The 13,084-nt window shown below is 53.4% G+C and carries 13 protein-coding genes; 7 read left to right on the top strand and 6 right to left on the bottom strand.

Annotated elements, in window-relative coordinates; genetic code table 11:
• Positions 1-34 precede the first annotated feature (34 nt).
• The 7 genes from aroK (at position 35) to trpS (ending at position 6,273) form a co-directional block, all read left to right on the top strand.
• Complete coding sequence (aroK, locus tag EIP93_RS20380) at positions 35-556, top strand: shikimate kinase AroK (RefSeq protein WP_005969451.1); 522 nt, start codon at positions 35-37, stop codon at positions 554-556.
• A 51-nt stretch (positions 557-607) separates the two neighbouring features.
• A complete protein-coding gene (gene aroB, locus EIP93_RS20375; protein ID WP_010277670.1) occupies positions 608-1,693 on the top strand; it encodes a 3-dehydroquinate synthase in 1,086 nt (361 codons plus the stop codon).
• A 183-nt stretch (positions 1,694-1,876) separates the two neighbouring features.
• Positions 1,877-2,893, top strand: a complete 1,017-nt coding sequence (locus EIP93_RS20370; protein ID WP_116362180.1) for an SPOR domain-containing protein — start codon at positions 1,877-1,879, stop codon at positions 2,891-2,893.
• A 79-nt stretch (positions 2,894-2,972) separates the two neighbouring features.
• Positions 2,973-3,785 carry an adenine-specific DNA-methyltransferase gene (dam, locus tag EIP93_RS20365; RefSeq protein WP_103862642.1) on the top strand — a complete coding sequence of 271 codons (813 nt, stop codon included), beginning with the start codon at positions 2,973-2,975 and terminating at the stop codon, positions 3,783-3,785.
• Positions 3,786-3,897: 112 nt separating this feature from the next.
• A complete protein-coding gene (rpe, locus tag EIP93_RS20360; protein ID WP_010297113.1) occupies positions 3,898-4,575 on the top strand; it encodes a ribulose-phosphate 3-epimerase in 678 nt (225 codons plus the stop codon).
• The gene (locus EIP93_RS20355) at positions 4,568-5,272 is read left to right on the top strand and encodes a phosphoglycolate phosphatase (RefSeq protein WP_125233185.1); all 705 of its coding nucleotides are present in this window, start codon (positions 4,568-4,570) and stop codon (positions 5,270-5,272) included. Before rpe ends, EIP93_RS20355 begins: the two co-directional genes overlap by 8 nt.
• Positions 5,269-6,273 (top strand): tryptophan--tRNA ligase, encoded by a 1,005-nt coding sequence (trpS, locus tag EIP93_RS20350; RefSeq protein ID WP_039310582.1) that lies wholly within the window; start codon positions 5,269-5,271, stop codon positions 6,271-6,273. Before EIP93_RS20355 ends, trpS begins: the two co-directional genes overlap by 4 nt.
• Positions 6,274-6,348: 75 nt before the next feature.
• On the opposite strand, the gene EIP93_RS20345 is transcribed toward trpS, so the two are convergent.
• The 6 genes from EIP93_RS20345 to cysG form a co-directional block, all read right to left on the bottom strand.
• The gene (locus EIP93_RS20345) at positions 6,349-7,806 is read right to left on the bottom strand and encodes a M20 family metallopeptidase (RefSeq protein ID WP_103862638.1); all 1,458 of its coding nucleotides are present in this window, start codon (positions 7,804-7,806) and stop codon (positions 6,349-6,351) included.
• Positions 7,807-7,900: 94 nt separating this feature from the next.
• Positions 7,901-8,770 (bottom strand): transporter substrate-binding domain-containing protein, encoded by an 870-nt coding sequence (locus tag EIP93_RS20340; RefSeq protein WP_039310588.1) that lies wholly within the window; start codon positions 8,768-8,770, stop codon positions 7,901-7,903.
• 231 nt (positions 8,771-9,001) lie between these two features.
• Positions 9,002-9,766, bottom strand: a complete 765-nt coding sequence (locus tag EIP93_RS20335) for an ABC transporter ATP-binding protein (RefSeq protein ID WP_010277637.1) — start codon at positions 9,764-9,766, stop codon at positions 9,002-9,004.
• On the bottom strand, positions 9,763-10,497 hold the full coding sequence (locus tag EIP93_RS20330; protein WP_039310591.1) for an ABC transporter permease: 735 nt from the start codon (positions 10,495-10,497) through the stop codon (positions 9,763-9,765). Before EIP93_RS20330 ends, EIP93_RS20335 begins: the two co-directional genes overlap by 4 nt.
• Positions 10,497-11,213: an ABC transporter permease gene (locus EIP93_RS20325; protein WP_039310593.1), complete on the bottom strand. Its 717-nt coding sequence runs from the start codon at positions 11,211-11,213 to the stop codon at positions 10,497-10,499. The genes EIP93_RS20330 and EIP93_RS20325 overlap by 1 nt, the downstream gene beginning before the upstream one ends.
• A 488-nt stretch (positions 11,214-11,701) precedes the next feature.
• Positions 11,702-13,081 carry a siroheme synthase CysG gene (cysG, locus tag EIP93_RS20320; protein WP_125233184.1) on the bottom strand — a complete coding sequence of 460 codons (1,380 nt, stop codon included), beginning with the start codon at positions 13,079-13,081 and terminating at the stop codon, positions 11,702-11,704.
• Between the last annotated feature and the right edge of the window lie 3 nt (positions 13,082-13,084).

The following is a 13,084-nucleotide window of genomic DNA, read 5'->3' as shown; positions in this document are numbered from 1 at the left end:
TCATTAACGAATTGTCTTAGTAATACCAAAAAACATGGCAGAGAAACGCAATATCTTTCTGGTTGGGCCTATGGGTGCCGGCAAAAGCACTATTGGCCGTCAATTAGCTCAGCAACTCAATATGGAGTTTTTCGACTCCGATCAAGAAATTGAGCGACGCACTGGGGCTGATGTGGGCTGGGTATTCGATGTGGAAGGCGAAGAAGGCTTCCGCGATCGTGAAGAGAAAGTCATTAATGAATTGACGGAAAAGCAAGGCATCGTACTGGCGACAGGCGGTGGCTCAGTCAAATCACGTGAGACGCGCAATCGTCTTTCCGCGCGCGGCGTTGTCGTTTATTTGGAAACGACAATCGAGAAACAGCTGGCCCGCACGCAGCGTGATAAGAAACGTCCGTTACTTCAGGTTGAAACCCCTCCACGTGAAGTATTGGAAGCGTTGGCGAAAGAGCGGAACCCGCTTTATGAAGAAATCGCTGACGTTACCATTCGGACTGACGAGCAAAGTGCCAAGGTCGTTGCTAACCAGATTATCAATATGCTGGAAAGTAACTAAGAGCATACCTTATCCGCATTGAGCGGATCCTGAACGGGTTGTTTAACGCGCATGGAAAGAATTACCGTAACACTAGGGGAACGTAGTTACCCCATTACGATAGCCGCTGGATTATTTGATGATTCGGCTTCTTTTATGCCGTTGAAAGCGGGGGAGCAGGCCATGCTGGTGACGAACCAGACGTTGGCTCCTCTGTACCTTGACCGCGTTCGTGGTGTGTTGGAAAACAGTGGCGTGCATGTTGATCAGGTTATTTTACCTGACGGCGAGCAGCACAAATCGTTGACCGTATTGGATCAGGTTTTTACCGCGCTGTTGGCGAAACCGCATGGTCGTGATACGACGATTGTTGCCTTGGGTGGCGGTGTTATCGGCGATTTAGCCGGTTTTGCCGCGGCCAGTTATCAGCGTGGCGTCCGGTTTATCCAGGTGCCGACAACGCTGTTATCGCAGGTAGATTCTTCCGTCGGTGGTAAAACCGCCGTCAATCACCCATTGGGTAAAAATATGATCGGGGCGTTCTACCAGCCCGTATCGGTCGTGATCGATCTGGACTGCCTGAAATCTTTACCGGCACGGGAATTGTCATCCGGGCTGGCGGAAGTCATCAAGTACGGCATTATTCTGGATCGCGATTTCTTTCTTTGGCTCGAAGAAAACATTGAAGCCGTGCGTGCGCTACAGCATGACGCGCTGGCTTACTGCATTCGTCGCTGCTGCGAGATTAAAGCGGCGGTGGTTGCAGCAGATGAACGTGAAAGTGGTATGCGTGCGTTGCTCAACTTGGGCCATACTTACGGGCATGCCATTGAAGCAGAAATGGGCTACGGTAACTGGCTTCACGGCGAAGCGGTTGCGGCTGGCATGGTGATGGCGGCACATACGGCACGTCGTCTCGGGCAGTTCTCTGTTGAGGATGTCGAGCGAGTCAAGTCTTTGCTGATCCGCGCTGGCCTGCCGGTAAACGGCCCGACGCAAATGACACCTGAATCCTATCTTCCTCATATGATGCGTGACAAGAAAGTACTGGCGGGTGAATTACGCTTGGTGCTGCCAACGGCGATTGGTCAATCAGAAGTCCGTGGTGGCGTCGCGCATGACATGGTGTTGGCTTCGATAGCTGATTGTCTTGCCTGATGCGTAATGCTATCGGGTGATGAAAGACAATCCGTTATGAAAGACTATCCGTTATGAAAGATAAGTATTAACGACAGACACGCCCTGATGGGTTATGGTTAATAAAATACAATGCGTTACGATTCAATGATTCGCCTTGGCGACCGCGTGGCGAATTCGAGCTTTTTAGTGGGGAGATGTTAAATGGATGAGTTCAAGCCGGAAGATGAGCTGAAGCCTGATACCAGTGACCGTCGACCTACTCGTCAGCAGAAAAGCAGCAACTTCGCGGTACCTAAGATCGCGCTTTCCAGACAGCACCTGATGATTGGCATCGGGATCGTGGTGCTGGTGTTGCTGATCGTAGGTATTGGATCGGCTTTGCAAGCACCTTCTCAGCCACAAACGTCACAGACGCAGAATCAGGCGGGTGGCGAGCGAAATATCGATCTCTCTTCCTCGTCCGCAATGACCCAGAGCGCGCAGCCTTCCTCACCGAGTGAAAGCCCTGCGGCCGTTTCCGGCGAGGCCAGTCATGGTCAAATGCTAGGGCAGGCGTCTTCTCAAACGCCGACGTCGCCTCAGACATTAAGTGCTCCACCGATTTCCGGTACGCCGACGGATGCACAGATTCAACCGCCGGTGGCAGGCCAGCAGCGTATTGAGCTGCCGGGCAATATCACCGATGCGCTGTCGCAACAGCAAGGGCGTGTTAGCGAATTCTCTCAGGGTGCTGCAGGAAACTCGACGCTGCCAACGGCGCCTGCGACGGTTGCTCCAACGGGGAAAACGCCGGCGACCTCATCCGCTAAGAATACGCATAATACGACGCCTGCACACGCTAGCAACGCTAAGCCTGCTGCGAACAGTGCGCCAAAAGCGCCAGTAGCAAGCAAACCTGCGGCTACCGCAAAAGCAGCTCCTGCGGCGGCTGGACAGAACGTCTCCGTACAGAATGCGCCTGCCAGCAGTTTTACGCTGCAACTGAGCAGCGCGTCACGCTCGGATACGCTGAAAGCCTACGCAAAACAACATAATCTTGCCCATTCATGGGTGTATGAAACAAAACGAGACGGAAAATCCTGGTATGTGTTAGTGACCGGAGTCTATGCTTCTTCTGCGGACGCGAAACAGGCGATTGCCGCGTTGCCCGCAGAGGTACAAGCGAAAAAACCATGGGTTAAGCCGATCCGTCAGGTGAAGCAGGACTTGAATAAGTAACACCAATTTTAGCCCTGATGTGCTGTCTGACACAGAGTACAATCCGCGGCTCTGAAACGTATGAGTAACTAACGACGGCATGAAGAAGAACCGCGCTTTTTTAAAATGGGCTGGTGGTAAATATCCGCTGGTAGAAGAAATTCGTCGCTATTTACCCGCAGGAGACTGTCTTATTGAGCCCTTTGTTGGTGCGGGTTCCGTATTTCTGAATACGGAATACGAGCGCTACATACTGGCTGATATTAATAGCGATCTGATTAATCTCTACAATATCGTTAAATCGAATGCAGATGAGTTTGTTGCCGACGCCCGTAAACTTTTTACGGATGAGGTCAACACGTCAGAGACGTTTTATCTACTGCGTGAAGAATTTAATCTTTGCAGCGATGCCTATCGGCGCGCGCTGCTGTTTCTCTATTTGAATCGCCACTGCTATAACGGCCTGTGCCGTTACAACATGCGCGGTGAATTCAATGTTCCTTTCGGGCGCTACAAGAAGCCCTATTTTCCTGAAGAAGAAATTCGCTGGTTCGCCTTCAAAGCGAAAAATGCCACTTTCGTCTGTGAGCATTATCAGGACACGCTGGAAAAAGCAGAGAAAGGGTCGGTCATTTATTGCGATCCGCCTTATGCGCCGCTGTCTGCGACCGCGAATTTTACGGCCTATCACACCAATAATTTCAGTCGTGCCGACCAGCAGAGTTTGGCGCAATTGGCGCGCCGTTTGTCAGCAGAAAGCCAGATTCCGGTACTGATTTCCAATCATGACACGTTACTGACTCGTGAGTGGTATCAGGAAGCTGTGCTGTATGTTGTTAAAGCGCGCAGAACGATTAGCCGTAATATTTTAGGGCGTAGTAAAGTAAACGAGTTATTAGCCCTATATCGGTAATACCGTTTGGGGTAAACAGAGCGCGGTGAATCGGTTAATGCCGTCTGAGAGGCGTCATTAGCCGGGAATAGGTTACCCGCAGGCATTCAGACTTTACCGTTTGGAGAAATGAATGAAACCGTTTTTAATCGCGCCGTCCATTTTGTCGGCTGATTTTGCCCGTCTTGGTGAAGATACCGCTAACGTGTTGGCTGCCGGGGCTGATGTGGTCCATTTTGATGTCATGGATAACCACTATGTGCCAAATTTGACGATTGGCCCACTGGTCCTGAAATCCCTGCGCGATTACGGCATTACCGCGCCGATTGACGTTCACCTGATGGTGAAACCGGTCGATCGTATCATCCCGGATTTCGCCAACGCGGGTGCCAGTTTCATTACCTTTCATCCCGAAGCCACGGATCATCTCGATCGTTCATTGCAGCTGATTAAAGATCACGGCTGCAAAGCTGGCTTGGTGTTTAACCCAGCGACGCCGCTGAGCTATCTCGATTACGTCATGGATAAGCTGGACATCATTCTGCTGATGTCGGTTAACCCTGGATTTGGCGGCCAGTCCTTTATTCCCAGCACGCTGGATAAACTGCGTCAGGTTCGTCGCTTGATCGACGACAGCGGTTACGACATTCGACTGGAAGTCGATGGCGGCGTAAAAGTAGAAAATATCGGCGCGATTGCTGAAGCGGGCGCGGATATGTTTGTGGCGGGCTCGGCTATTTTTGGTCATCCAGATTACCGCGCCGTCATTGATCAAATGCGTAGTGAAATTTCAAGGACGACACATGACTGAATTAACCGCAGTTCGCGGATTGGCTTTTGATTTGGACGGGACGCTGGTTCACAGTGCTCCGGGTCTGGCGGCGGCTATCGATCAGGCCTTAGTGGCGCAGTCGTTGCCTGCTGCGGGCGAAGCCCGTGTCGCAACCTGGATTGGTAACGGTGCGGATGTGATGGTTGAACGGGCGCTGCGCTGGGCTGGCGTTGAGCCAACTGCCGCACGCTTGCAGGAAACCCGCGAGCTGTTCGATAGCTATTATGCGCAGACGGTGGATAGCGGCAGCACGCTGTTCCCGCAGGTAAAAGAGACGCTGGCGCAGTTAGCGCAGCAGGGCGTTCCGATGGCGGTGGTGACCAATAAACCCACGCCGTTCGTTGCGCCGTTGCTGGCAGGATTAGGGATCGGCGACTATTTCTCGCTGATCATCGGTGGCGATGACGTTATTGTGAAAAAGCCACATCCTGCGCCGCTCTATCTGGTACTCGGTAAGCTGGGGCTGCGTGCCAGCGAACTCCTGTTCGTCGGCGATTCCCGCAATGATATTCAGGCGGCACAGGCGGCGAGCTGCCGCAGTGTCGGCATGACGTATGGTTATAACTATGGTGAAGCGATCGAGCTGAGTCAGCCGGATGTCGTTCTGGATCGTTTTGCCGATATTTTGCCCCTGATCGGGCATTCTTCTTCACACAATCAGGAACCCTTAGTATGAGCAAGCCCATTGTATTTAGCGGTGCGCAGCCGTCTGGTGAATTGACCATTGGTAACTACATGGGGGCGTTACGTCAGTGGGTCAACATGCAGGACGATTACGACTGCATCTATTGCATTGTGGATTTGCATGCCATCACGGTACGTCAGGATCCGCAGGCGCTGAGAAAAGCGACGCTGGATACGCTGGCGTTGTATCTGGCCTGTGGCATCGATCCGAAAAAGAGCACCATTTTTGTTCAGTCGCACGTGCCTGAGCACAGCCAACTGAGCTGGATACTGAACTGCTACGCGTATTTCGGCGAATTGAGCCGCATGACGCAGTTCAAGGATAAATCCGCGCGTTACGAAGAGAACATCAACGCCGGTCTGTTTAGTTATCCCGTGCTGATGGCGGCGGATATCCTGCTATACCAAACGAATCAGGTGCCGGTGGGTGAAGATCAGAAGCAGCATCTGGAGCTGAGCCGTGACGTCGGTCAGCGCTTCAACAGCCTGTATGGCGATATTTTCAAAATACCAGAGCCGTTCATTCCGAAATCGGGCGCCCGCGTGATGTCGCTGCTGGAACCGACCAAGAAGATGTCCAAGTCTGACGATAACCGCAATAACGTTATCGGGCTGCTGGAAGATCCGAAAGCGGTGGTGAAGAAGATCAAACGCGCGATGACGGATTCCGATGAGCCACCAGTCGTGCGTTATGACCTGGCGAATAAAGCCGGGGTATCCAACCTGTTGGATATTCTGTCCGGCGTGACGGGAAAAACCATCCCTGAACTGGAGCAGGAATTTAACGGCCAGATGTATGGTCACCTGAAAGGCGCGGTGGCGGATGCCGTATCCGGTATGCTGTCTGAGCTGCAAGAGCGTTATCACCGTTACCGTAACGATGAGGCTTTCCTGCAACAGATCATGCGCGAAGGGGCTGACAAAGCGAGTGCTCGCGCACAGGAAACGCTGAAGAAAGTCTACGACGCTATCGGTTTTGTTGGCCGTCCGTAAGCCTTAATTGCCGTCAGGAGGCTCTCTCCTGACGGTTTCCTGCTACTGCTTATCTAATCCCTGCGAATTGGCCTCTTATCCCCGTGGGATAGGTGCAAACACGTCATCTGGAATCGGGTTTTCAAACGGTGTCTGCTGCAACCTTTCCTGGTGGTCGGCTTTTGCCTGTGCAATCAGTTCGGGCGTGGCCAGCAGATCGATAGCCAGTGAGGCCATTGCTTTCGCTGCGTATTCTGTGCCTTTGTGTGCGGCCCCGGTTTTCCCCTGTGCGACCAACTGCCATGAATGCGCTGGCGTGCCGATGGCGTAAGTGGCGCTGCGAATCTGCACGGTTGGCACAACCCAACTGACCGTCCCCACGTCCGTAGAACCGATGAAAGCATCATTCGGGCTATACAGAGGATAAATTCCGTCATGCAGCGTTAAACCCGGCTGCGGTTTAACGCCGAAACGCGCGTAGGATTCGGCAATGTCTTCGGCGCTCAGCGCGGTCTGGAACATCGCTGCCATTTTGCGGTCTTCGTCATCGAACGGTATCGGGCCGAGCGCCAGCAGATGTTCGTGCATACGTGCTTCCAGCGGCGGGTTCGCCAGCAGATTGGCATCACCGCTGATCACTTCGCTGCTGACTTCGGTTTCCGTCATCAGCGCCGCACCTTCGGCAATTTTCTTCACGCGTTTGACCAACTGGTGCAGTTCCGGCAATTGACGTGCCCGTACGAGGTAACGCACGGTGGCGTTGGCCTGAACGACGTTCGGGGCGTGGCCGCCGCTGTCGGTAATCGCATAGTGGATGCGGGCAGAGGACGGCATGTGTTCGCGCATGTAGTTCACGCCAACGTTCATCAGTTCCACGGCATCCAGCGCGCTGCGTCCCAGATGTGGGCTGCTGGCTGCATGAGCAGCGCGGCCTTTAAAGTGAAAATTCAGTTCGTTACAGGCCAGCGATACTGGGCTGTTAACACCGGTGAAGGTCGCTGGGTGCCAGCAGAGGGCGATATCAACGTCGTCAAAAACGCCTTCCTTGACCATAAAACCTTTGGACGATCCACCTTCTTCCGCAGGGCAGCCGTAAAAGCGGACGGTTCCAGCCAGTGCGTGCTTTTGCAGATAATCTTTCACTGCCGTAGCTGCCTGTAGCGCTGCGGTACCGAGCAGGTTATGTCCGCAGCCGTGGCCGTTGCCTCCGTTTTCCAGCGGCTTTGGTTCAGCGACATTCGCCTGCTGGCTCAGGCCTGGCAGCGCATCGTATTCACCCAGAATGGCGATAATCGGCAGACCTTCGCCGAATTCACCCAGCAGTGCAGTCGGCATGTCGGCGATGCCTTTCGTCAGGCGGAAGCCTTCTGCTTTCAGGATGGCCTCGTGCTGTGCCGCCGAACGATGCTCTTCATAGTTCAGCTCCGGCGTATCCCAGATGCCGTCGCTCAGCGTACAGAACTGCTGCCGCTTGGCGGCAATCAGATCGCAGATCTCTTCCACGTTCTGACGATTAACGGCCGGCAGCGTTCCTTCAGTGTGTGTTGCATTCATGCGTGGTGTGCTCGTTTGATTTTTTTGATGGCGTTGGCGAGGAGCGTGTCACAGCCAGTCAGCCATGACACGCGATTCAGCGATTGGGTAACGCTTAGAGCGGCGTGGTGTCCATGCCGAACCATTTTTCGCTCAGCTTTCTGATGGTACCGTCTTGTTTAGCCTGATCGATTGCCTTATCGAACATGGCTTTCAGCTCAGGATCGCTTTTACGCAGACCAACGGAAGAACCGCTGCCCAGAATGCCGCCGATGAACTGTGGCCCTGGCATCACGATGTTGTCATTGCCCGGTTTGTCCGTTGTACTTTTCAGGTAAGGTGCGGAAGCGATGACCAGATCCACACGGCCTGCTTTCAGATCCAGATCGTGTTCCTGTGTGGTTTTATATTCGCGTACTTTCATTACGCCTTTCAGATATTTATCCAAAAAGGCGCTGGCGATAGAGGCGGACTGCACGCCGATGGTTTTGCCTTCCAGCAGCGGTTTCAGCTTTTCAACCTCTGCCAGTGCTTTTGCTTCATCGGCAGGCTCAATGGAGAAACGCACGCCCGCGTCTGGGAAATCTTTGGCGAGTGAGCTGGATTTCAGCACGGCGAAAGTCTGCCCTGCCTGCGTGTACGGCTGGCTGAAATCGATCACCTCACGGCGTTTTGCCGTAGCGGACATACCTGCGATGATCGCATCATATTTACCCGCGTTCAGCGCAGGAATAGCGCTGGCGAAGGGTTGAACCATGATCTCGCATTTCACCTGCATGTTGTTACACAGCACTTTGTACAGCTCGATCTCCATGCCATCCAGCGTACCGTCTGGTTTGGTGAAGTTATACGGGTGGTAAGCGCCTTCGGTCGCGATGCGGACGGTCGTCCATTTTTTCTCTTCTGCTGAGGCAGTGAATGAGGCAGCCAGCGTTCCTGCCATACACAGCGAGCAGGCGAGCAGTGTGAGTTTTGATTTGATCATATTATTTTTTCTCCCGGCATTTCATACCCGTCATACTTCAAGCTGCTTGTGCGTTGGCTGTCCTTACTCACCCCAGTCACTTACTTTTGTAAGCTCCTGGGGACTCGCGCGGTTGCCGCCTTCACGCAACTTGAATTATTTAGGGTATGTCTATTATAAAATTATGATTCCCATTATTTTCTTACCTCAGGTTGATGTTTATACCTGTGTACGAAATCTGTGGGGTTGTGTTTACCAACTGGCAATAAATTGCCGGAAGCGAGCCGACTGGCTGGCTGTGAAAACGTGTTCCGGCGTTCCCTGTTCTTCAATTTCCCCCTGATGGAGGAAGACGATGCGGTTGGAGACTTCGCGGGCAAAATCCATTTCGTGAGTCACGACCAGCATGGTCATCCCTTCGTCCGCCAGCGTGCGCATGACGCGCAGCACTTCGCCGACCAGCTCTGGGTCGAGCGCGGAGGTTGGCTCATCAAACAACATCACTTTCGGTTCCATCGCGAGCGCACGGGCAATCGCGGCGCGCTGCTGCTGTCCACCGGACAAATGCGCAGGATAGTAGTGACGCTTATCCGCCAGACCGACTTTCTCTAACAGCTGTTCGGCGTGCTCTACGCACTCCGCCTGTGGACGCTTTAAGACGTGCACGGGCGCTTCGATGATGTTTTCTAGCACAGTCTTGTGTGACCAGAGGTTAAAATTCTGGAACACCATGCCCAACTGAGTGCGAATTCTGTCGATCTGTTTGAGGTTCGACGGGCGGTTCTGCCCTTTGCGGTTCGGCTTCATTTCAATTGCTTCTCCGCCGACGATAATCTCGCCCTGATCGGGAAGCTCAAGCAGGTTGCTACAGCGCAGCAGCGTCGATTTACCTGAACCGGACGATCCCAGAATTGAGATGACTTCCCCCTGATTGGCCTCAATCGAAATCCCTTTCAGGACGTCCAGAGAGCCGAAGCTTTTATGAATGTTGCGCAGGCTAATGGCGGGTGTCGTCATTGCAGATCTCCTAATTTCTTAATTTTTTTCGCTGCCGGTTGCGCACCCGGCGCACGGAGATGAGGGGTAAGCGTAAATTCTGTCCACATCAGTAAACGTGTCAGAATAAGGTTAATAAACAGATAAATAGCACCGGCGACCAGGAACACTTCAAGCGCTCGGTAAGTTTCCGCGATGAGGCGTGCAGCGATCCCAGTGATTTCCATCAGCGTGATGATGGAAGCCAGCGAGGTCGACTTGACCATCGAGATCAGCTCATTACCGTAAGCGGGAAGCGCCTGACGGATTGCCAGCGGAAAAACGATACGCTTGAAAATCATGAACGACGGCATGCCGCAGGCGCGTGCAGATTCGATCTGGCCCACCGGAACGGACTGCAATCCGCCACGGATAATTTCACTGGCATAGGCACCGGTACACAGGCTGAGCGACAGCAGGGCGCACCAGTGCGGCTCCCGCAGGAATGGCCAAAGCATACTTTCCCGAACCCAAGGGAATTGCCCCAGCCCGTAGTAAATCAGGAACAGCTGAACCAGCAGCGGCGTACCGCGGAAAAACAGCACGTAGGTTCGGGCAATGGAGCGCAGGACGGCAAGGGATGACAGCTGCATCAACGCCAAGCCTAGCGCCAGAAAGAAGCCCAGAAAGACCGAGCTGACCGCCAGTTGCAGGGTTAACGGAATACCGGGAATAATCTCCAGAAACGTTTCGTACAGAAAAGGAAAATCCATCAGCGTTTCACACCCCGGGAATAATGAGACTCAGCACGGCGCATAATCCAGCCGGAACAGATTGAAATAGCCAGATACAGCAGCGCGGCCGCCATGAAGAAATCAAACGGTTTGCCAGTAGAGCCTGCGCCAGTTTGCGCCTGCGTCAATAGTTCAGCGACGCCGGTAACGGAAACCAGTGCGGAGGTTTTCAACACCAACTGCCACACGTTGCCGAGTGGGGGGATCGCGTGGCGCAGCAGGAGCGGTACGATGATGCGGCGCAGACGCAGTAACGTTGGCATACCGCAGGCTTTGGCGGCCTCAATTTCCCCTTTGGAGACGGCGTAGAACGCGCCGCGATAGACTTCCGTCTGCTGCGCGCCGGAGGAAATGCCGACGGCGATTACCCCTGCGAGGAAGCCAGGAAAGCCAAAGAACTCATTGCTGCCAAACAGTTTGGCGAGCAGGGTTAACGCAGAGCTGCCGCCGAAATACAGCAGGTAGATGATGAGTAGGTCGGGGACGCCACGGATGAGGGTGGTGTAGCCGTCAGCCAGATAGCGCACGGGGCGATTGCCGCAAATTTTTGACCAGGCACCGATCGTGCCGATCACCGCCCCCAGCAGGAAGCCGCCGATCGCCAGTGCGAGCGTCATTCCTGCCCCGATTAGTAATAATTTCCCCCAGCCATGTTCACCAAAACTGATGAGCTGCCAGAAAGTAACGTCTTCCACAAGTGACTCCAAACTGCTTGCTTATTGTTCTGCTGAACAGAACTGTTTTTGTGATGAGAGGACTACATACTCCGTTCAGGAACGAAAGTAGAAATACGTAATGACGCGATGTATCACCCTTCGATATGTACTCATTCGATGAGGCACTAATTTCGATAAACCACGATGGCTTGACGATGAAATCGGTTCGATAGGAACGATTCAGAGGTCGTGCCGCGAATCTATTAAAAAGCTAAGCAATAGTCGGGCCACGTTTTATGTAAACGATTATTGATTATTTATTCATATAGTCTGCTTATTAATGGGTTTTGTTTTAGTCAAAATAAGGCAGATGTGGCCTGCGGTAAAGCATTAAAGTGACATTTTGTAAGGGAGTATGTTCAAAATAGTGCATTGTTATGCTATCTGGCGGGGCATTGCATTATGATGGTGCAATAACCGCTATCCGGCAGAGCGGATAGCGGGTGAGTAGGGCGATAGGGAGAGAATTATGCTGTCTGGTCAGAGAACCAGCTCAATTTTTCCCGCAGCCCGACAACGTTGCCGATGATGATCAAACTCGGGCTGCTGGCCTGCTGCGCTAATTCGCTCAGTTGGGAGAGCTGTCCACTCAGAACGCGCTGTTTGGTTGAGGTGCCGTTTTCGATAATCGCAACAGGCACGGTTTCCGGTAACTGCTGTTCGATGAGCTTACTTTGAATGTGCTCAGCCTGCTGAAGGCCCATGTAAAACACCAGCGTCTGTTTTTCCGCTGCGAGGCTGGACCAGTCCAGATCGGTGTCGTGCTTGACGTGTCCGGTGATCAGCCTGACGCCCTGCGAGTGATCGCGATGGGTGAGTGGGATACCGCTGTAGGCTGAGCAGCCCGACGCGGCAGTAATACCGGGGACGACGGAGAACGGTATGCCCGCCTGTTGCAGGTATTCCAGCTCTTCGGCACCACGGCCGAAGATAAAGGGGTCGCCGCCTTTCAGCCTGACGACCCGATGACCGGCGCGTGCCTTTTCTTCCAGCAACTGATTGATTTGATCCTGAGGAACGCTGTGATAGCCAGAGGCTTTGCCGACGAAGATTCGCTCGGCGTCACGGCGTGACAGATTGAGAATCTCTTTCGATACCAGTCGATCGTAAACGACGATGTCGGCCTGCTGGAGATGCTGTAGCCCTTTCAGCGTCAGTAATCCTGCGTCGCCCGGCCCGGCGCCGACCAGCGTCACCTCACCCCGGTCATCAAGCGGCGCGGAGAAAAGCAGTTCCGTCAGTTGGTTAACGCTTTGGCTATTGTCGTTTGCCAGCGCCTGCGCCAGCCGATCGTGTACGAAGAGCTTTTCCCAGAAGCGACGGCGCGCGCTCATATTGCGGAACCGGCTTTTGACCCGACTGCGCAATTCGCCTGCGTATGTCGCCAGCTTACCGAGATTTTGCGGCAGAATACTTTCCAGTTTTTCCCGCAGTAGTCGAGCCAATACCGGTGCGGCACCGCCAGAAGACACCGCGACCATCAGCGGTGAACGATCAATGATCGACGGCATAATGAAGCTGGCGCGTTCTGGTGAATCCACTACGTTACAGAAAATCCGGCGTTCACTGGCGCTGGCATAGACATGGTTATTGACGTCCTGATCGTCGGTGGCGGCAATCACCAGCCACACCTTGTCCAGTAACGTGGGATCGAAGGTGCCGTGTACCAGTGTTAATTGAGCATCCTGCTCCCACGCTCGAAATTGATCGTTAAAATCGAGCGCATTGACGGTAATCACTGCGCCAGCATCCAGCAATAGCCGGGCTTTACGCTCGGCTATTTCACCCCCTCCTACCAATAGACAAGGTTTATCGTGCAACTGACAGAATATTGGCAGGTAATCCATGTA

This window comes from Pectobacterium versatile, assembly GCF_003932035.1.
Classification (GTDB): domain Bacteria; phylum Pseudomonadota; class Gammaproteobacteria; order Enterobacterales; family Enterobacteriaceae; genus Pectobacterium; species Pectobacterium versatile.
This window is presented reverse-complemented; position numbering and strand designations above follow the sequence as displayed.